This is a genomic window from Haloferax sp. ATCC BAA-644, from assembly GCF_000336975.1.
Lineage (GTDB): Archaea > Halobacteriota > Halobacteria > Halobacteriales > Haloferacaceae > Haloferax > Haloferax volcanii.
On record NZ_AOLF01000021.1, the window covers coordinates 1 to 20,134 of the forward strand.

The window sequence follows — 20,134 nt, forward strand, 5'->3', positions numbered from 1 at the left end:
GTCGCTCTCCGACGCGGGCGTCGCCGGGGTGTTCGAGGAATCGTTCACACGCGTCGAGTCGCGCGCGCGGACCTTGAGGCTAGCGTCGATAGGAGGCCTGTCGAGTCGAAGCGGACCGCGCGAGACTGCCGAAAAAAGCGCGACGCGCCGCCCCCACGGTTCGGGCGAGCGCGTCGCAGAGCTACGAAGCCGGACGCCGTCGTGTGACCAAGCCGGACGCGGGGGCGACGGCGGACCCCTGTGGCGGACCGCCTTCCGCGCTTACAGCCCCACCTCCATCGCGCGCTCGACGACGCCCGCGCCGTAGCGCTCTTCCAACTCCTCGTGTTGGTCCGGACGGTGTTCGTACACGTCTTGGAACAGGCTGATGGGCGTCATCGCGGCCTGATAGGTCGCCTCGTCCCACATGCGGTCCTTGGCGATGTCGATTTCGGTGCCGCCGATACGGAGCGTCGCGGACTGCGTCATGGCGATAGCGCCGCGGCCGGCCTCCTTGGCCGCCTCGAACTCCTCCATGGAGTCGACGATGTCGTCCATGCTCGGGACGTACGAGGTCAGGCCCAGCAGTTCCTCGCGGAGTTCGTCCGCGGTGAGTTCCCGCGTGTCGCCGCCGACCCGGAGTTCGTAGCCGCCGTCGGCGGGTTCGAGCGAGAGGCGGTCGCCGTCGTACGCCTCGGCCCCGTCCTCGGACGCGAGTTCGATTTCCTCGCCGTCCACGTCGAGGAGCCAACTGCCGGTCTTCGGGGGAAGTGGCGAGGTGTTCGCTTCGACGACCTGTCCGGGCGTGAGCGACCAGATGCCGAGCATCCCCTTCGCCTGATTGTCGGTCATGCGCTCGCGGTAGCCCTCCACGTCGCGGATGTCGTCGTAGGGGCCGTCGACGGCGATACAACCGGCGGCGCTCGCCCCGCGGGAGGTGTTGTGTCGAAGCTCCGGCCACGCCGGGAGTTCGCCCGTCGGCGTCATGGCGCGCATGTCCTTCGTGTAGTCGACCTCGCCGTCGACGAGGAGGAACAGCCGTTCGAGGTTGTTCGTCGGCTTGCCCATCTCGTCGCGGAGGTCGCCCATGGCGAGTTCGGCCTCGCCGCTCTCGATGATAACCGACATGGCGAGGCTCCCCTCGTCGAGTCCGTGCTCGTTCTCGACGATGGTGAAGAACTCGTCGGCCTTCTTCCAGTCGTCGATGCCGCCGACCTCGGGGATGACGAAGCCGTCGATGTGCTCGACCGCCCCCCGCTCGGGGTCGGTGATGTCGAGCATGTGCTGGAAGCCCTGATACCGGGTCTCGGGGCTGTCGCGGTGCCAGACCATCCGGGGGTGAATCTCGCCGGGGAAGTCGGCCCCGTGTTCGGAGATGACTTCGATGATGTTCTCGGCCCCCTCGTCGCGCATCGACGGCGCGGTGGCGTCCTCGTTGTCGGGGACCCACACGTCGGGCGCTTGCATCCCGCGGAGGCCGGCCGCCCGGCGGAGCATCTTCGCGGAGTCGTCCTCGCCCTCGACGGCCGTCGGCGAGGTGAAGAACGTCCGCACGAACTCCCGGTCGTGTCGGCGCTCAGTCATCGTCGTTGCTCGTGATGGGGTCGGCCTGCTCCTCGCTGAACCCTTCGGACTCCTCGATGCGGCGGCGCGCCTCGGGGTCGAACTGCGTCTCGATGTCCTGGTACCGCGAGACGAACGACAGTTCGTGGTGGCTCTCGGTCGGGTGGTCGAGGTAGCGCTGTTCGAGGTCGAACTGGCCTTCCTCGTCCCGTTCGGCGAGCTTCTTGAAGTCCTCGTAGACGGCGTGCGCGCCCGAGTGGAGGCCGAACAGGGGGATGAAGATGTACTTGTAGCCGAGGTCGCCCAACTCCTGGAACGTCAGCGGGTCCTCCTCTTCGGACCACGCGAACGACGAGGAGTAGTTGAACGCGAGCTTCAGGTCCGGGTGCGTCTCGTGAATCTCCTCGGCGTAGGCGACGGCGTCCTCGCGCGAGGGGTTCGGCATCTCGGGCCAGACGATGTCGACGCCGGCGTCGGCGTAGATGCGGCCGCGCTCGACGTGCTCGTCCCAGTCGCCGTTCGAGGAGCCGTAGGCGTCGGTGCGGGCGATGACGACCGTGTCCTCCGACTGCTTGGCGTCGACGGCGGCCTCGAAGCGAGCCTTGGCCTTCTCGCGGGAGACGATCTGCTTGCCCGCGATGTGGCCGCAGCGCTTGGGCGTCGTCTGGTCTTCGATGTGGACGGCGGCGACGCCGGCCTTCTCGTACTCGCGGACGGCGCGGCGGACGTTGTGGATGCCGCCGTAGCCCGTGTCACAGTCAGCGATGACCGGCAGGTTCGTCGCCTCGACCATGCGCTTTGCGTTCTCGACCATCTCGGTCATCGTGACCATCTCCAAGTCCGGGAAGCCGAACTGCCCGAGGACCGTCGAGTAGCCGGACATGTAGGCGGCGTCGTGGCCCGTCATCTCGGCGAGGCGGGCGTCGAGCGCGTGGTACATGCCGGGGGCGAACACGAAGTCCTGCGTGTTCAGCATCTCCCGCAGTTCGCGGGCCTTCTGGTTGTCAACATCCTGTGCGAAGACGTCGCTGTCGAGTTCGGTCGGGTTCATTGGGTGTCGGTGGGCTGCATCGTTCGCTCGATGCGGTTCAGTTGGGCGCGGAGCGCGGCGAGTTCGCGCCGAATCGTCGTCATCTCGTCGTCCTCGCCCGGTTGTCGGATGAAGGGGACGAGCGGCGCGTCCATGTTCTCCTCGTTGTTGGGGTAGCGCCGCGCGGCGCGAGGGCGAGTCGTCGTCGAGCGAGCGGTGGTCGGCGTGCGGGTCGTCGTGTCGGTTCGGGTCGTGTTGTCGCGGTTTGTCATCGGTTACGTCGGTGGGGTCGGCGGTCGGTAGCGGTCGGTTCGAGTCGCGGTCGTCGAGCGGTCGGACGCGTGGTGTGCTGCGGATACTACCATCGGATGTCTCCTCACCCGGTTCGACTGCCGAGGAGTACTAATAGTTAATGATTGATAATGATAATATTAGTTAATGACTTAGTTCTGTACGGATGGATATTAGGCCCTAATTTGACACATGGTGACACACCCTCGCCCTCGCAGAGGATTCGAGCGTCGTCGGCTTCCCACGGCGACCGTCGTGCCACGGCGTGACGGGGCGTTCCGCGGACACTACGCTTAATCGCGTCCACGCCCGACGACGCACCAGCGAATGGCATCCGCGATTGAGATACGCGACTTGACGAAGTCCTACGGCGACGTCCGCGCCCTCGACGGCGTCGACCTCGACGTTCCGGAGGGGTCGTTCTTCGGGCTGTTGGGGCCGAACGGGGCGGGGAAGACGACGTTCATCAACATCCTCGTCGGCCTCGTCCGCAAGACCGGCGGCGAGGCGAGCGTCTTCGGCTACGACGTCGAAGACGACTACCGCGAGGCCCGCGACCGAATCGGCCTCGCGCCACAGGAGTTCAACGTGGACCGCTTTTTCCCCATCCGGGAGGTGCTCGAACACAAGGCGGGCTACCACGGGGTTCCGCACGACGAGGCCGCGGCGCGCGCCGACGAGGTGCTCAAGCGCGTCGGCATCTACGACAAGCGCGACACCCGGTTCGACTGGCTCTCCGGCGGGATGAAACGCCGCTTCATGCTCGCGCGGGCGCTCATCACCGACCCCGACCTGCTCATCCTCGACGAGCCGACCGCCGGGGTCGACGTGCAACTGCGCCACGAACTCTGGGAGACCATCGTCGACCTCAACGACAGCGGGACGACCATCCTCCTTACGACCCACTACATCGAGGAGGCCGAACGCCTCTGCGACGAGGTCGCCATCCTCGACTCCGGCTCCGTCATCGAGGTCGCAAGCCCCGAGGAACTGATGGACCGCGGCACCGACGACATCGTCGTCCAACTCCGCGATCCGCCGACGGCGGTCCCCGACTTCGCGGCCGACGACGACCGCGTCGAGGCCGTCGAACTGGACGGAACTCGCCTCGTCGTGACGGCCCAGCAGGGCGGCCTCGTCGCCCCCGACGTGGTGCAGGCGCTCGACAGGCAGGGCCACGAAATCGTCGACCTCGAAATCTCGCGCACGTCGCTCGAAGAGGTGTTCGTCGAGATGACGAGACAGGGCGAGGGCCGCGCCACCGCGGAGGTCGAGCAGTGAGCCTCACGAGCCTCGACGTGACCGGCTTTTACGCCCTGCTCCGCCGCGAGGTCCTCCGGTTCGTCCGCCGCCCGCGCAACACGTTCGTCCCGCCGTTTATCACGAACGTGCTGTACTTCTCCGTGTTCGGCGTCATCCTCGGCGAGCGCATCAACGAAATCGCGGGCGTCCCGTACATCCTGTTTATCCTCCCCGGTCTCATCGTCCTCGGGGCCGTCTCGAACGCCTTCGAGAATGCCTCGTTTTCCATCTTCCACGGCCGCTGGAATCGCTACATCGAGGAGGCGCTGACCTCGCCGCTGTCGTACACCTCGATGGTCGGCGCGTACGTCCTCTCCAGCGCGACCCGCGGGGTGCTCGTCGGCGCGCTCGTCGCGGTCATCGGCGCGTTCTTCACGTCCGTCGGCGTCGCCAAACCGTTCTATCTGGTCGCCTTTATGCTCATCATCACTCTGCTGTTCGCGGGTCTCGGCGTGGTCGGCGGCCTCTGGGCCGACGACTTCGACGACCTGACGATGATGAACCAGTTCATCCTCCGCCCACTGGTGTTCTTCGGCGGCGTCTTCTACTCGCTCAACGAGATTCCGGCGACCTTCCAGCAGGCGTCGCTGCTCAATCCGATGATATACATGGTCAACGGCGTCCGCTACGGCTTCCTCGGCGTCACCGAGGTGGACCCGAACCTGTCTCTCGGCGTGCTGACGGCGCTCACGCTCGCCGTCGTCGGCCTCAACGTCGTGCTGTTCCGGCGCGGCTACGGGCTGACCGACTGAGACTAACCGGCCGACGCTCGGGCGACGGCGAGCCCTCGGGCGATGCAGTTCCCCGCCGCCGTTATTGTCTGGTTGACTGTATTTTCTAATGACAAGTATTTTGAAACCGGCTCGAAAACTCACGGTCGACGTATGGTATCAAAACCCTCCTCCGCGGCGTCGACGCGGACCGTCTCGGTCCTCGCCATCGTCGCGGCCGTCCTGGTTGGAGCATTCCTCGCCCCCGTCGTCTACGACGCGGCCGCGCCCACCCCTGACAGGGTCGCGGTCATCTCGGTCGACGGGACCATCACCTCCCACACAGCTGACCAGCTGGAAGAGGACCTACAAGAAGCGCGAGAGAACGAATCGATAAAGGCGGTCGTCCTGCAGGTCGACAGCCCCGGCGGCTCCGCGGCCGCGTCCGAGCAGATGTATCTGGCGGTCAACCGGACCGCCCAAGAGATGCCCGTCGTTTCGAGCGTCGAAGGAACGGGCGCGTCGGGCGCGTACTACACGATGCTTCCCTCCGAGAGCATCTACGTGACGCCCTCCTCGGTCATCGGGAGCGTCGGCGTTCGCGGGTCGGCCCCCATCGGCGGCACGTCCAACGAAATCCGCACCGGACCGGACAAGGCGTCGATGACCGTCGACCAGCGCGAAGCCCAGATTGAGACGCTGAAACACGCCTTCGTCGGTAGCGTCATGGAGCACCGCGGCGACGAGCTCTCGCTGTCGCGCGAAGAGGTCGCCTACGCGAAGGTCTACACCGGCGCTCGCGCCACGCAGAACGGCTACGCCGACGACATCGGCACGCTCCAGACGGCCATCGACCGCGCCGCCTCCGAGGCCGGCCTCGAAAACTACGAGGTCGTCGAGAAGGAGCCGCCGACCCAGTCCGGCATCATCCTTCTCAGCTCGCAGGACGGCAACTCGACGGTCGTCGTCGAAGAGAGTCCCATGGGCTACGACGGCGTTCGCGCGCCGCAGTTCCTGATGGTGTACGGACAAGTGCAGTACGAAGACGAGGTGATCGGCAATGTCTCAGCGTAACCTACTCCGCGCGACGGCCGTCTTCGCGGTCGCGCTCGGCCTCATCTTGGTCGGGGCCGCGGTGGCACCCTACGCCGTCCAACTCGGCGGCAACGACTCGACAGACACCCAGAACGCCGCGAAACAGGCGTTCAACGCGGACGAACTCGTCGCCACGCCCGGCCCCGAATCGGGCGAGGTGACGATGGACTCCAACGCCGCGTCGAAGACCGTCCTCATCGACGTCGGCCACGGCAACGACGTGAGCGAGTCCGACGTGCAACCGCTCGTCGACGCCCTCGTCGCCAACGGCCACGAAGTTGAGTACCTCACCCGCGAGGACGCCCAGCGGAACTTCAACGCCTCGCTCCGCCGGGCCGACGCCTTCGTCGTCGTCAACCCCGAACAGCCGTACACCGGCGGCCAACTCGACGGCCTCCGGTCGTTCGAAGACGCCGGCGGCCGCGTCGCTCTCGTCGGGGACCCGCAGTCCGCGGGCACGACGAGCATCCTCGGCCTCGTCAGCGTCTCGGTGTCGTCCGGCCCCACCGGCGGCGACGCCGGACTGACCTCCGACTACGGGGTCTCGTTCGGCTCCACGTCGCTGTACAACATGCACGACTACTATCTCAACTACGAGAACGTCTACGCCACGCCGGAGGGCGACACCGCCCTGACCGAGGGCGTCGACGAAGTCGTGTTCCGCGACGCCGCGCCGCTTTCGATTTCGGCCGACAGCGTCTCGCCGGCGCTCGTCTCCGGCGGCGAGACCCGCGTCGAGTCGATTCGTAAGTCCGGTCCGTACACGGTCGCCGCCCAGAGCGAGACGGTCGTCGCCATCGGCGACGCCGACTTCCTCACGCCCGAGTCGGCCTACGAGGCCGACAACGAGGTGCTCGTCGGCAACCTCGCGGACTTCCTCGTCTCCGGCGACAAGGAGTCCGGTGCGCCCGCTCCGGCCACGCCCGAATCCGGCGGCGCACCCGGTCCGGCACCGGGCTCAGCACCCACCCAAGGAACCACGCCGACGCCGGCGTAACCGAGTCGCACCGACGCGACTGACACCACCCATCGACGACGCGACCGAAGCCGGACCCCCGGTTTCGACGCGTCCCGTTCGTTTCTTTCGAGGCTCAGTCCCCGCGCCTCCGAGCGGCGGCTCCCGGTCTCGTCAGGCGTCTTCGCCGCCGTCGCCTCTTGTCGCTCGCCCGCGAGTGGACACCGATAAGGCCCCCACGCGCCGAGTCGGACACATGCGCCAATTCATCGTCATCGGCCACGACGCGCCGACGACGCCCGGCTTCTCGCTCGACGACATCGCGGGCGGGGCCGGCCGACTCGACGTGCTCTGTCGCTGTGTCAACTCCGCGTTCTTCCTCTCGCACGACATCCGCGAGGACGTTCGGGTCCACCTCGTCCTCGGAAACGAGTACACCGTCCGATTCGAGGGGTCGGAACTCCGCCGACTCAACCCCGACGAGCGCTCCACCGCCGCCCTGATTCGCAAGGCGCTCGAAAAGCGCGAGGAGGCCATCGGCCACATGCCCGCCGAGTCGTCGCCGGGCGTCTCCATCCGCCGGATGGGTTTCGAGACGACGCTGGAGGAGGCCGCCAGCGACGCGACCGTGGTCGAACTCCACGAGGACGGCGACCCCGTGGTTCAGGTGGAACCGCCCGCAAACCCGCTTTTCGTCCTCTCGGACCACCACGACTTCACCGACGAGGAAGCCGAGTCGCTGGCGGCCGCCGCCGACGAGCGGGTCCGACTCGGCCCCGAAATCCTCCACGCCGACCACTCGATTACGGTGGCGCACAACTACCTCGACACGGCCGGGTATTCGCGGTACTGAGCCGGGGTCGACGGTGTGTCACGCCGTCTGACGGTGGCCCGCAATCACAACTGTTAAACGCGACGGTGGCTTGCCTCAAAATGCGGGCCGGTGGGGTAGCTTGGTATCCTTCGGCCTTCGGGTGGCCGTAACCTCAGTTCGAATCTGAGCCGGCCCATATTCTCCCCACCTTTCACGACCCACGAGCGACAGCGAGTGGTCTGAAAGGTGTGGGAGATTTCACTCGGTGAAGATTCGAATCAGGGAACGAACGAAGTGAGTGACCGTGGTTCACGCGAGCGCAGCGAGCGTGAAGAGGCGAGACGTAGTCTCGCTGGATTCGAATCTGGGCCGTTCCCGCGAACGAAGTGAGCGGGTGCTTGTGACGAGCGAAGCGAGTCACAGTGGCCCATTTCTACCCCTTTCAACGCCAACGAGCACCGCGTAGCGTGTGCGAGTCCCCCCGAAACGATTGTCTGGGCGACTGAAGATTCGAACGCCCGAGCGACAGCGAGGGAAGTTCGAATCGGAGTCGGGACACCGAAACACTTCGATGAGTTAGTCAGGGCTAACTCATTTGATGGGTACCGACGCGCCGCTGGGGCGACGAACGAGACGGCCAGTCACGCTCGTGAGGTCCCGCCGTCGTCCGAGAACCGAAGCAATTATCTATTTTAGGCAGGCCTAAAAACTATGGAGCACGACGAGACGCCACGGACGGGACTGACGCGGCGCGATTACGTGAAGTACGGCGGCGCGGCGGTCGGCGGCGGGCTGCTCGCCGGCTGTACCGGGGGAAGCGGTTCGGAATCGACGGCGGACGGCGTGACCGACGCCCCGACGCAGACCGCGACCGAAGCGGCCACCGAAACGAGGACCGAATCGCCCGCGGACGCGTCGTACTCGGTGACGATGTCGCCGGTCGGCACCGTCGAGTTCGACGAGCCGCCGCAGAGCATCTTCACGCGGCTTTCCCACCACGCGGGGATGGCGTTCGCGCTCGGCCGCGGCGACGATGTCAACGCGGTCAACGGGCCGGCGTACTACGACGCGACGTGGAAGCAGTTCACGGCGCGGCTCCCCGGCGTCGAAGTCGACTGGGCCGACCTGTACCCCTCGTGGGAGACGAGCAAGGAGAAGCTCTACGAACTCGACAGCGACGTGCATCTGGCCGACCCCGCGTCGGTCGTCCAACTCGAACAGTGGGACATGGGCGATATCGAGGAGGTCGCCGAGAACATCTCGCCGTGGTTCGGGAACTCGCTGAGCGCCCGTCACGCGTCGCCGACGGACGAGTGGACCGGCGACTACGAGTACTACACGCTGTGGGAGCAGTTCGAGAAGGTCGCGCAGGTGCTCAGAGAGGAGGAGCGCTACGAGGCGCTTGCGGCCGTCCACGACGACGTGCTCGCCACCGTCGAGGCGGGGCTGCCGCCGGAAGACGAGCGCCCGAGCGTCGTGTTGCTCACCGCGTCCGACATCGAGAATCAGGTCTGGGCGTACACGGTCGGCAACCCCGGCTTTATGACCTCGCACATCCGGCCGCTCGCACCGCACGACGCGTTCGAGGGCTCCATCGAGTCGGGGTCGACCGTCGACTTCGAGGCGCTGTTGGAGGCCGACCCCGACGTTCTGCTCTTCCTGAGCGGGATGCAGCCGAGCGTCAGCATGAACGACCTCCGGGCGACGCTCGAAGCCGACCCCGTCGCCGCGGAGATTTCGGCGGTCCAGAACGGTCGGGTCTACCCGCAGGGCGCGCGCTATCAGGGGCCGATTCTCAACCTCTTCCAGCTTGAGATGAGCGCCAAGCAGTTCTATCCCGAGGCGTTCGGGGAGTGGCCGACCTCGGACGGCGGCCCGTACCCCGCAATCCCGGAAGACGAACAGCTGTTCGACCGCCAGCACGTCGCCGACATCATCAACGGCGAGTTCTGAGCGGTCTCGCCGCCGCTTTTTCGGCCAGCGACCGGCCCCGACCCCGCCGGCACCCCCCGCCCGGCACAAGAGATTTGGTCCGTCCTCGACTCCACCGGCTAGACAGATGACGGACCGACCCACGGTCGATAGACGGGCGTTCCTCGCCGCGCTCGGGAGCGCCGGCGTCGGGTCGCTCGCCGGCTGTTCGGCCCTCGGCGGCGACGCGACCGAAACCACCAGCACCGCCGCTCCGACCGCGAGCGTCGATGACGACATCGCTCGCGACCTCGCCGCGCGGTTCGCGCCGACGCTCTATTTCGACGCCGCCGAGACGTGGTTCCCGACGGACCCGCGGTCGTACGCGAGCGACCGGGACGGCGAGACGGTCGTCGACGGCTTCGACGCGCTCGACGGCTACCACGCGACGCGGCGGGAGACCGGCGAGCGAGCGCCGGAGCCGACGGTGTTCTACAACGTGGTCGGCTACGAGGACTCGTCGCTGACGGCGGTGCAGTACTGGTTCTACTCGGTGTTCGACCAGTTCACGACGAACTTCCATTGGCACGACTGGGAGGTGTTGCACGTCTTCGTCGATACGGCGGACGACGAGCCGGTCCCCCAGCTGTACGTCGCGAGTTCGCACTCGCGGTCGGTGCCGAACAACGAGTTCCTCGACCCGGACCCGGCGCGCCCGCCGCGGGTGCTGTCGGAACTCGGGTCGCACTCCAGCGCGCTGTCGCTCAACGACCGCGCCGACCGGTTCCAGCGACTCCCGACCGGCGGGACGTTCGCGGACATCACGAACCGGGCGCTCGACCGCATCGAGGACGCCGCGGAGATACCCATCGCCTACGGGCTTCCGCGAGACGAGGGCGCGCGCCTGCCCTACGTCGTTCCGGAACTCGACGGTGCACCGGTGTACGAAGACGAGCGACTCCCGTCGGTCACTCGCGAGTCTCTGGTCAGCGAGGCGCTCACGGTGCGGTCGTTCGACGCGCTGTCGTCGCCGCCGACGGACCTCCCGGCGCGGGCGACGGGGCTGGTGTTCGCCCCCGAGACGGCGGACGCCGGTAGCGACGCGGGCGCGGACACGACCGCCGACGCGGACGCCGCCACCGACGCAGACATCGAGTACGCGCTCGTCCCCGCGGGCGAGGTCGAGCACATTACCGAGTTCACCGGGCCGCAACTGAGCTTCGAGTTCGCGGTCCCGGGCTTCGTCGAGGACGCGATTGCGAGCCACCTCACGACGACGAGCGCGCCGTGGAGTCAGCCGCGCTACGCCGACCCCGCGGCCGACATCACCGACCCGACCCACCGGAGCGAACTCGCGGACCGATACGACGCCGTCGACGACCCCTCGACGCTCAACACGCTGTTCGTCCGGGTGACGGAGGCCGTCACCGACGCGGACGCGCCGAACGGCGAGGGCGTGACGACCCGCGGGTCCGGCGTCGAGTCCGTCCTCCTCTTAGAGAGCGACCCGGAGGCCGCGCCGACGTTCGGCGGTCTCGGCGTCCTTCGGGACGTGCCCGCGGGCGAGCACCGACTCACGGTCAACGGCGCGGGGTCGGCACCACACAGCGAGACGGTTCGGGTCGGTGACGCGGGTTCCGGTTCTGCGTCCGCGTCGGAGCCCGAATCGTCATCCGGCGGCGGTAAGAGCGAAACAGTCGTCACGGCCGGCGTGGACGGCGAAATCCCGCTCGTCGCACGGGAGTCCGCGACGAAAGTCGAGGTCGACACCGACGGGACGGACCGCGACCTGACGGCGCTCGCGCTCGAAGACGATTTCGGCGGCCGACTGTACGACGCGCCGCTGTCCGGGCCGGACGCCGTCTACGTCCACCGCGGCGGCGCGTACACCGTTGAGGTCCGCGACAGCGACGACGAACTCGGCGCGTTCCGGGTGACTCCCGACCCCGACCCCGACCCCGGCCCTGACTCGGATGGGCCGGATGCGGATTCGAACAGCGACCCCGCGCCCGCGTCGATTCCGAGCGTCCGCATCGACGAACCCCGAACCGGGAAAGCGTCGCTTGCGACATTCCTCGCGGACATCTCCGCGGAGACGGCCGCGGCGGTGGCGGCGGCCGACGGTGGGGGCGACGACAGCGACAGCGACGATTCGGACGACTCGGCGGACACGACCACCTCGGACGGGGCGACCCGAACGCCGACGGGCGGCGGGCAGGCGAACGCGGTTCGTGGGCTGGCGCAGGCGCTCGAATCGGTCGCGGAGGCCGCGCGCCGGGCCGCCGAACGCGCCGAGTCGGGCGACCGCGGGCGGGCGGACGAGAGTCTCGACACCGTCGCCGCGCGACTCGAACGCGTGGCCGAGCGGTTGGCCGAGGCTCGCGGGGAGCTTCCGGGGTCGCTCTCGCGGGCGACGGACCGCCGGCTCGAACAGGCGCGCCGTCGCTCCGAGCAGGCCCGCGCGGCCGACACGCTCTGAGTGGCTCGGGTCCGTGGTTACCTGACCGCGAACGCGTCGCTCGCCGGTCGAATATACGCAAAATGTGAGTTATCGTTCTGCCGCGAAACGCGGCGTACTAAATTAGTTTAAAGGCGCGTGAGGTTCGTCGCGCGGGGGCCCTTGGGGGCCTGCTCGATGTCGAACTCCACATCCGTGCCTTCTTCGAGGTCCGGGCCGCCGATGTCTTCCATGTGGAAGAACACGTCGTCGTCAGCATCGTCCGTCGAAATGAAACCGTAGCCGCCAGTGTCGTTGAAGAAATCAACGTTTCCTTTCGCCATTGCTTTTGAACACACACGCCCTTTACGGATAAGACTTGTGAGGGTCGTGTTGTCACGGGGTTATTTTATTGAATACTTTTCTGAATCATCGAAGTTTGTAGACGAATGTTCTGATACGTCGATTCTGGACGCGCTCGCCTAGTGGTTCGACGGCGATTCCGCGGTAAGCTGTGGTATCGGCAGTTCCGCTCGTCGAATCCGGCGGGTCGCGGCCGACGAGGCTTTACGCGTGGCCGGACGGTCTCCGACACCGTGGATGCTAACGACGTTCGTCGGAAGTGGGCAGACCGGTCGGGAGAGTTCTCGCCGGAGTACTACGCGTACTACGGGCCGAACGAGACGAGCGAGGCGATTCGGCGGGTGTTCGACGAGCGACTCGACGCCTCGGCGTCGATTCTCGAACTCGGTTGCGGACCCGGCCGACACCTCTCGCACCTCCGCGAACACGGCTTCGAGAACCTCCACGGCGTCGACATCAACCCCGACTGTTTCGAGGTGATGGCCGACGCCTACCCCGACCTCGACGACTGCGGGACGTTCCACGCCGCCGCCATCGAGGCGGTCGTCGAGGAGTTCTCTCCGGGGCAGTTCGACGCCGTCTACTCCGTCGAGACGCTCCAGCACGTCCACCCCGACGACGCGTGGGTGTTCGAGGCGGTCGCTCGGAGCGCGAGCGACTACGTCGTCACCGTCGAAAACGAGGGCGACCGGTCGGTGCCGCCCGAGGACCGCGGCGTCAACGACGAGGAGTACGACTTCCCGCTGTACTACCGCGACTGGGCGGCCGTGTTCGAGCCGTTCGGGTTCGAACAGGTCGCCTGCGAACACGGCGACCGCGACACCCGCCGCGTGTTCCGCCGGGTCGACTGAGCCCGCGAGCGCGGCCGCCCCGCGTTCACCTCAGAAGCCCCCGTAGCGGAGGTACACCATGTCAGCGATGAGGACGAGTTGGAACACACCCTGCACGCCGCCGAGCATGGCGTTCTGTTTTCCGATGGCGGAGATGACGCCCGGGTCCGGGTCCTCGGAGGTCATCTCGAAGTACATCCGTATCTCGCCGGGCATCAGGAAGCCGAAGCCCTGCACCGAGAGAATCGTGACGACCACGAGCGCGACGACGATGGCCGGGGTCGTCATCTGAAAGTCGCCGATGGTGGTCGCGACCCACGCGAGCGACCCGACGGTGGCGACGGCGAAGACGACCTGCCAGCGCCGGTCGCGCCACGCGTTCAGGCGGCGACCGAGCAGGAGGCAAATCGGAATCAGGTTCGCGGCGGTGAACAGCGCGAGCCACGGTTCGGCGTGGGGAAACACGCCGAGTCGCTGGGCGAGCGTGATGCCGCCCGCGATGGTGACGAGCGCCATCGACGGGAGGAAAAACGAGGTCTTCGGCGTGAGGCGCTCGAACACCGCGGCGCTCTGTTCGTCGCTCAGGCCGCCGATGACCGGTCCGAGAATCGCCCCCATGAACAGGTCGGTGCCCGTCCACAGCAGGCCCGCCATGACGTGGACGAACGTGTGTTGCTGGAGCGATCCGAGCGTGACCGCGTACGCGAGCGCGACCACCGAGACGGCGACGATGCCGCCCGCAAAGGCCGGGTTCGCCCGTCGTGCCATGCCCCCGATTGTCCCACCAATCGTTGTCGTCTGCTGACTCATCACATTCGAGACGTGAACTATCGGGGATAAAACCGGCGACGGACGCACTTATCCCCTCCAATCACCACCTTCCGACCATGACTGACGCCCTCTCGTTCGATATCGCGAGCGTCGACGATGTCGCGGCCAACCGCGACGAGGTCGTCGCCGCGGTCGAGGCCCACGCGGGCACCATCGCGCGCGAACTCGCCATCCTCCAGGGCGGCGACTACGGCCAAGAGACGTTTAAGACGCGCCGCGGGACGTGGACGCTCAAGTACGAGGCGGGCGCGCTCCAGTACCTCCGGTTCAAGGGGAAGTCGGGCGGCGAGACGTACGTCGTCTCGACCAAACAGCCGCCGGAGCCGAAGGCGCTGGCGACGGCGATGGAGGACTACCCCGCGTTCGTGGAGGCGTACAACGACCACGTCGAGTCGCTCGACGGCGTCCTCGACGACGTGCCGACGGCGTTCCCCGCGGTGACGACGACCGAGGAAATCGTCGCACAGCGGGACCAACTCGTCTCGACCATCCGCGAGGTGGCCGACACCATGGCGGGCGAACTCAACCGCTTCGACGGCGAGTACGGCACCTTCACCCAGCGGATCGGCGGCACGCGCTGGGAGCTGAAGTGGGACGGCCCGCGGGCGTCGTACCTCCGCGTCGGCGGCGAGGGCGGCATCTACCTGCTGTCGCAGTACGAACCGCCCGCCGCGCCCGACGTGCGCGAACTCGCCGGCGACTTCGCCGCGTTCGTGGAGGCGTACAACGACTACGTCGACGACCTCGAAGCCGACCTCGCGACCGTCTCGCTCGACGACGCGGGGTAGCGGGGCACCGCGACGCTTTTGGAAACGCCGCCGGCACGTGAAGCCATGAGCGACGACGACCTCGCGTGGGAGACCACCGACACGCGCATCGACTACTCGTGTCCCGGCTTCGACGTCCGCATGGACGACGTTCGGCTCCCCGACGGGACCGAGACGGACTTCCACTACGTCGACGAGCCGGCGGCGGTCGTCGTCGTCCCCTTCACGCCCGACGGCGACGTGGTCGTCATCGACGAGTGGCGACAGGCCGTCGGCCGGACGAACCGCGGCCTCCCCGCCGGCGGCACCGAACCGGACGACGACGACTACGCCGCGGCCGCCCGGCGCGAACTCGCGGAAGAGACCGGCCACGAGGCCGAGACGGTCGAACCGCTCGTGACCGTCGAGCCGGCCAACGGCATCGCCAACTCCGTCCACCACTACTTCGTCGCGCGCGGATGCGAGCCGAGCGCCGACCAGAACCTCGACTTCAACGAGAGCATTCGCCCGACGACGGTCGAGTACGACGACCTCAAGCGGGCCGCCCTCGCGGGCGAGGTGCGCGACGCGCGGACGGTCCTCGGCGTGCTCTACTACGAACTCGCCGGCGAGTAGCGCACCCGGTCACTCGCGCGCCCGCGTTCACCCCTCGAACCCCGTTCCGAGGCGAGAAGGATTTTGACGCCGGCGCTCCAACCGGTCGCCTGTGTCTACTACGACGCGTTTCCCCGACCTCGCTCGGTCCTTCCTCGCAGCTATCGCCCTCGGCGGCGGCGGTCTCGTCGTCGGCACGATACTCGTCTTTATCACGCAGTTCGCGGCGGCGAGCGCGGGCGTCGAACTGACGCCCCTCGCGCTCGTCGTCACGTCGCTCATCCTCTTGCAGGGCATCGCCTTCGGCGGGGTCGCCCTCGTCTACACCAGATACCGCGGCCTCGACCGCTCGTACTTCGGCGTCTCGATGCCGTCGCTCCGCGACCTCGTCGCGGTCGTCCTCGGCTACGTGACCGCGCTCGTCGCGGCGTTCGTCGGCGCGTTCCTCGTCTCGACGTTCGGCGTCCAAGCGGGGTCGAACCAGGTGACCGAAATCGCCGCGCAGGACCCCGAAGTGCTGTTGCTCCTCGTCCCGGCGTCGTTCCTCCTCATCGGCCCCGGCGAGGAACTGCTGTTCCGCGGGGTCGTCCAGAACCGCATCCGCGAGTCGTTCGGGCCGGTTCCGGGCATCGCCCTCGCCAGCGCCATCTTCGCCGCGATTCACTACGTCGCGCTCACCGGCGGCGCGGGCGGCCGCCTCGTCACCATCGGCATCCTGTTCCTCCCGAGCGTCGTCTTCGGCACGGCGTACGAACTGACCGACAACATCGCCGTCCCGGCGCTCATCCACGGCGCGTACAACGCGACGCTGTTCTCGCTCGCGTACCTCGTGTTCAAGCTCACCGAGATGAGCCCCGGCGGGGTTCCGACCGAACTGCTGCTCTGAGCGTTAGGACTCGTCGGTCGGACTCGTCGGCGGGTCCCACCTCGGGCGTTCAATGGCTCGAAAAAAGTCGGTGGCGCTCGCCCGTGCGCCGGTCGTCGGTCTCGTCGGTCAGCTCGAGCTCAGTCGTCGCCGCCGTCGGCCCGCATCGCTCGGTTCGGGGCCGAAGCCGCGGGCGTCGCCGTCTCGCCGCCCGGTGCGCCGCCCGTCGCGTGCCCGGACTCGAACTGCGAGACGAGCGATTTGAGCTGTTGTGCGCGCTCCGAGAGCGACGAGGACGACGCCGCAATCTGCTGGGTCGCGGCGGTCTGTTCCTCGGCGGCGGCCGAGACGTTCTGCGCCTCGGACGCCGTCCGGTCGCTGAGGTTCGTTATCTCGTCCATCATCGTGACGACCTCTTGGGTCGACTGCGCCTGCTCGTCGGTGGCGCTGCTGATGGACTGGATGGAGTCGTTGCTGTCTTCGATTTTGTGGACGATTTCCTCGAGCACCTCGACCGTCTCGCCGACGGTCTCGCGGCTGGCTTCGACCTCGTCTTGCGTCTCGAAGGTGTCTTCGGCGACGTTCTCGGTCGACTGCTCGATGTCGCGGATGAGCGAATCGACCTCTTGGGTCGCCTCGGCGGTCTCCTCCGCGAGCGTCTTCACCTCGCTGGCGACGACGGCGAAGCCCTCGCCCGCGTCGCCCGCGCCCGCCGCCTCGATAGAGGCGTTGAGCGCGAGGATACTCGTCTTCTCCGCGATGTCGTCGATGAGGTCGACGACCTCGCTGATCTGCGTGACCGACTGCTGGAGTTCCTCGACCTCGGAGACGGTCTCGGTCGACCGCGACTCCAACTGCTCCATCTTCTCGATGGTCGAACTGGCGGCCTTCTGGCTCTCTTTGGCGCGCCCGACGGTCTGTTGGGACTGTCGCGCGATTTCCTCGGACGAGGAGGCGATTTCCTCGATGGTCGCAGAGAGGTTGCTCAGTTCGGACTCCGCGGCGTTGAGGTTCCGGTGTTGCGTCTCGTTGCCCGCCGAAATCTCCTCGATGCTGTTGGCCACGTCCGTGCTCGTGGTCTTCACGGCGTCCGCGCTCGCGGTGACTTCGGAGCTCTTGTCGTCGACCTGCTCTGCGAACGTCTGGATTCGGACGATGACCGAGTCGATGGCGTCTAACATCTCGTTGAAGCCCAGTCCGATGCGGCGCATCGCGTCGTTCTGACTCTCGGCGTCGACGCGGACGGTGAGGTCGCCGTCGGCGGCCTTCTGCATCGCGTCGCCGTACGTCTCAGCTTGTTGTTCGAGGTCCGTCGTGAGCGCGTCGAGTTCGCGCCGCCGTTCGTCGGCGTCGTCGACGAGTTCCTTCATGTCCGCGACGATGGCGAGCGTCGCGGTGCCGCCGATGGCGAAGACGGCGACCGTGGCGGTCATGAGCGGCGAGGTCACGAGGTTGAATACCTCGGTGTAGATGCCGAGCTTTTCCATCGTGAGGCTAATCATCCACAGAATCGCCAGCACGGAAGCGAACGCGTACGTCAGCCAGAACGACGACTCGGCGTCGGTGTCGCGGTAGTTGAGCCACGCCAGCCCCGCCGCGCCGATGAACCCGAGGGTCCCGATAGCGTCGAACAACGCGTCGATTATCACGAGGCGTCACCGCCCTTGATGACGTTTTTCCGACGGAGGTACGCCGCCGCGAAGAAGGTGACTCCCGCGAGGCCGATGCCGAACGCGTGCTCGACGAAGTTGAGCACCGACCCGAGGAACAGCGCCTCGAGGTTCGTCGCGACCATCCCGACCACGAGCAGGACGTACCCCGCGGCGAACAGTTTGGTCTCCTCTCTGTACTGCGTGATAACCGGTATCAGCCCGACGAGGGCGACGGCGAGCGCGGTTACTTCGAGTGGTGATAAATCGGCTAACATCTATCTTCTCGGTTGAATCAATCTCTTTGTAAACTGTTCGCCCAAAAAATCACGTTTGATATCTCTCCTGTCTATTTTTCTAGAATATTTCGATGAATAAACCGTTATGTCGTCGTGCGTCTATTTTTCTCCCCGGCGACCGGCCTGCGAACGCAACTCTTACCGCCGCCCTCGGGAAACGACAGTCCATGCGCGACCATTTCGAACTCCGCGACGGGGACCTCGCCGGGCGCATCGGCCGGCTTTCGGTCCCGCGTGCGGGGGTCACCGTCGAGACGCCGGCGCTCCTGCCGGTCGTCAACCCCAACATCGACACGATTTCGCCCGCGCGACTGGAGTCCGAGTTCGGCGCGGACATTCTCATCACCAACTCCTACATCATCAAGACGAACGAGCACCTCCGCGAGGAGGCGCTGGACGTGGGGCTCCACGAGATGCTGGACTTCCACGGAGCCATCATGACCGACTCGGGGTCGTTCCAGCTCGCCGAGTACGGCGAAATCGACACGACGACCGAGGAGATTCTCCAGTTCCAACGCGACATCGGCACCGACATCGCCACCCCGGTCGACATCCCGACGCCGCCGGACGTGGCCCGCGAGCAGGCCGAAACGGACCTCGAAATCACCAGACAGGCCCTCGCTGACGCCGAGGCGGCCGACACGGGCGAGATGCTCGTCAACGCCCCCGTTCAGGGGTCGACCTATCCGGACCTCCGCGAGGCGGCCGGCCGCCACGCCGACGCGACCGACCTCGACGTGTTCCCCGTGGGCGCGGTCGTGCCGATGATGAACGCCTACCGCTACGACGACATGGTCGACGCCGTCGCGGCCGCCAAGCGCGGCCTCGGCGTCGACGCCCCGGTCCACCTGTTCGGCGCGGGCCACCCGATGATGCTCGCGCTCGCCGTCGCGCTCGGCTGCGACCTGTTCGACTCCGCCGCCTACGCCCTCTACGCCCGCGACGGGCGGTATCTTACGGTTCGCGGGACCGAACACCTCGAAGACCTCGACTACCTCCCGTGTACCTGTCCCGTCTGCACGGAGTACTCGCCGGACGACCTCCGCGAGAAAGGGTCGAAACGACAGGAACAGCTGCTCGCCGAGCACAACCTCCACGTCACGTTCGCGGAACTCCGCCGCATCAAGCAGGCCATCCGCGACGGCGACCTGATGGAACTCGTCGAGGAGCGCGCCCGCTCGCACCCGGCGATGCTCGACGGCTATCGCGCGCTTCTCGACCACGTCGACCAACTCGAACGCGAGGACCCCGCCTCGAAGGGCGCGTTCTTCTACGCCTCCAACGAGAGCGCCCACCGCCCCGAAGTCGCTCGCCACCACGACCGCATGGACCGCCTGACCGCCGAGGGCCACGTCCTCCTCACCGAGGGCGGCGTCCCCTCCGGCGACGACTTCGACGCGACGTGGCGGGTCGTCCCGCCGTTCGGCCCGTTCCCGCGGTCGCTCTCCGAGACGTACCCGCTCACCGCCGAGGTCCCCGAGCGCCTCGACCGCGACGCCTACGAGCAGGCCGCCCGCGGCGTCTCGCGACTGGTCGAGGAGAACCCCGACGCGGCGTTCACGCTGGCGCACGACGACTGGCCCGAGTCGGCGCTCGCCCGCGTGCCCGAGCCGGTCGAGTTGGAGTCGCTGTCGGCGGTTTCGGAGCGATTGGGCGACGAGGCATCAGCCGAGCGCGACGACGAGCGCCTCGAGGACGACGAGGGCGACGACGCTTCGGCGTCGACTGACGAGTAGCCGCGTCGGTCGCGCCGGCCGCATCGGTTGCCTGTGGTCGCGTCGGTTTCGTCGGCTCGGTCGGTCGCGTCCGTGTCTGTCGGTCGATGCTCTTAGGTTCACCCGACGTATCA

The 20,134-nt window shown here is 67.2% G+C and carries 19 protein-coding genes and 1 tRNA gene; 13 read left to right on the forward strand and 7 right to left on the reverse strand.

Annotation, left to right across the window (positions count from 1 at the left end):
• Positions 1–261: 261 nt before the first annotated feature.
• The 3 genes from aceB to C458_RS08840 are packed head-to-tail and all read right to left on the reverse strand — an operon-like array spanning position 262 to position 2,844.
• Complete coding sequence (gene aceB, locus C458_RS08830) at positions 262–1,563, reverse strand: malate synthase AceB (RefSeq protein WP_008575032.1); 1,302 nt, start codon at positions 1,561–1,563, stop codon at positions 262–264.
• Entirely contained in the window at positions 1,556–2,593 is a 1,038-nt protein-coding gene (gene aceA / locus C458_RS08835; RefSeq protein WP_008575034.1) for an isocitrate lyase, read from the reverse strand. Before aceA ends, aceB begins: the two co-directional genes overlap by 8 nt.
• Positions 2,590–2,844, reverse strand: coding sequence for a hypothetical protein (locus tag C458_RS08840; protein WP_008575035.1), 255 nt, complete (start codon positions 2,842–2,844; stop codon positions 2,590–2,592). Before C458_RS08840 ends, aceA begins: the two co-directional genes overlap by 4 nt.
• A gap of 346 nt (positions 2,845–3,190) precedes the next feature.
• Between C458_RS08840 and C458_RS08845 the strand changes: the two genes are divergently transcribed.
• The 8 genes from C458_RS08845 to C458_RS08880 all read left to right on the forward strand — a co-directional run bounded on the left by C458_RS08845 (position 3,191) and on the right by C458_RS08880 (position 12,129).
• Positions 3,191–4,144, forward strand: a complete 954-nt coding sequence (locus C458_RS08845; RefSeq protein WP_008575036.1) for an ABC transporter ATP-binding protein — start codon at positions 3,191–3,193, stop codon at positions 4,142–4,144.
• Entirely contained in the window at positions 4,141–4,917 is a 777-nt protein-coding gene (locus C458_RS08850) for an ABC transporter permease (RefSeq protein ID WP_008575037.1), read from the forward strand. Before C458_RS08845 ends, C458_RS08850 begins: the two co-directional genes overlap by 4 nt.
• Before the next feature lie 132 nt (positions 4,918–5,049).
• Positions 5,050–5,949, forward strand: coding sequence for a S49 family peptidase (locus tag C458_RS08855; RefSeq protein ID WP_004062915.1), 900 nt, complete (start codon positions 5,050–5,052; stop codon positions 5,947–5,949).
• The gene (locus C458_RS08860; RefSeq protein WP_008575038.1) at positions 5,936–6,967 is read left to right on the forward strand and encodes a DUF4350 domain-containing protein; all 1,032 of its coding nucleotides are present in this window, start codon (positions 5,936–5,938) and stop codon (positions 6,965–6,967) included. The genes C458_RS08855 and C458_RS08860 overlap by 14 nt, the downstream gene beginning before the upstream one ends.
• Before the next feature lie 214 nt (positions 6,968–7,181).
• Entirely contained in the window at positions 7,182–7,778 is a 597-nt protein-coding gene (gene trmY / locus C458_RS08865) for a tRNA (pseudouridine(54)-N(1))-methyltransferase TrmY (protein WP_008575039.1), read from the forward strand.
• Positions 7,779–7,862: 84 nt separating this feature from the next.
• Positions 7,863–7,935 (forward strand) — tRNA-Pro (locus C458_RS08870).
• 515 nt (positions 7,936–8,450) lie between these two features.
• The gene (locus C458_RS08875; protein ID WP_008575041.1) at positions 8,451–9,692 is read left to right on the forward strand and encodes an ABC transporter substrate-binding protein; all 1,242 of its coding nucleotides are present in this window, start codon (positions 8,451–8,453) and stop codon (positions 9,690–9,692) included.
• 106 nt (positions 9,693–9,798) lie between these two features.
• Positions 9,799–12,129, forward strand: coding sequence for a hypothetical protein (locus tag C458_RS08880; RefSeq protein WP_008575042.1), 2,331 nt, complete (start codon positions 9,799–9,801; stop codon positions 12,127–12,129).
• 107 nt (positions 12,130–12,236) lie between these two features.
• Here C458_RS08880 and C458_RS08885 read toward each other — a convergent pair whose 3' ends face one another.
• Positions 12,237–12,431 (reverse strand): cold-shock protein, encoded by a 195-nt coding sequence (locus C458_RS08885; RefSeq protein ID WP_004041873.1) that lies wholly within the window; start codon positions 12,429–12,431, stop codon positions 12,237–12,239.
• Positions 12,432–12,683: 252 nt separating this feature from the next.
• On the opposite strand from C458_RS08885, the gene C458_RS08890 reads away from it, so the two are divergent.
• A complete protein-coding gene (locus C458_RS08890) occupies positions 12,684–13,301 on the forward strand; it encodes a bifunctional 2-polyprenyl-6-hydroxyphenol methylase/3-demethylubiquinol 3-O-methyltransferase UbiG (RefSeq protein ID WP_008575043.1) in 618 nt (205 codons plus the stop codon).
• 30 nt (positions 13,302–13,331) lie between these two features.
• On the opposite strand, the gene C458_RS08895 is transcribed toward C458_RS08890, so the two are convergent.
• Positions 13,332–14,048 (reverse strand): hypothetical protein, encoded by a 717-nt coding sequence (locus C458_RS08895; RefSeq protein WP_008575044.1) that lies wholly within the window; start codon positions 14,046–14,048, stop codon positions 13,332–13,334.
• 119 nt (positions 14,049–14,167) lie between these two features.
• Between C458_RS08895 and C458_RS08900 the strand changes: the two genes are divergently transcribed.
• The 3 genes from C458_RS08900 (at position 14,168) to C458_RS08910 (ending at position 16,358) form a co-directional block, all read left to right on the forward strand.
• Positions 14,168–14,899, forward strand: a complete 732-nt coding sequence (locus C458_RS08900; RefSeq protein ID WP_008575046.1) for a hypothetical protein — start codon at positions 14,168–14,170, stop codon at positions 14,897–14,899.
• Positions 14,900–14,944: 45 nt separating this feature from the next.
• Entirely contained in the window at positions 14,945–15,493 is a 549-nt protein-coding gene (locus tag C458_RS08905; RefSeq protein WP_008575048.1) for an NUDIX domain-containing protein, read from the forward strand.
• 91 nt (positions 15,494–15,584) lie between these two features.
• Positions 15,585–16,358 carry a CPBP family intramembrane glutamic endopeptidase gene (locus C458_RS08910; protein WP_008575049.1) on the forward strand — a complete coding sequence of 258 codons (774 nt, stop codon included), beginning with the start codon at positions 15,585–15,587 and terminating at the stop codon, positions 16,356–16,358.
• Positions 16,359–16,477: 119 nt separating this feature from the next.
• On the opposite strand, the gene C458_RS08915 is transcribed toward C458_RS08910, so the two are convergent.
• A complete protein-coding gene (locus C458_RS08915; RefSeq protein ID WP_008575051.1) occupies positions 16,478–17,986 on the reverse strand; it encodes a methyl-accepting chemotaxis protein in 1,509 nt (502 codons plus the stop codon).
• Positions 17,983–18,264 carry a hypothetical protein gene (locus C458_RS08920; protein WP_008575053.1) on the reverse strand — a complete coding sequence of 94 codons (282 nt, stop codon included), beginning with the start codon at positions 18,262–18,264 and terminating at the stop codon, positions 17,983–17,985. The genes C458_RS08915 and C458_RS08920 overlap by 4 nt, the downstream gene beginning before the upstream one ends.
• Positions 18,265–18,452: 188 nt before the next feature.
• Here C458_RS08920 and tgtA point away from each other — a divergent pair, with 188 nt between their 5' ends.
• Complete coding sequence (gene tgtA, locus C458_RS08925) at positions 18,453–20,021, forward strand: tRNA guanosine(15) transglycosylase TgtA (RefSeq protein ID WP_008575055.1); 1,569 nt, start codon at positions 18,453–18,455, stop codon at positions 20,019–20,021.
• Positions 20,022–20,134: the final 113 nt, after the last annotated feature.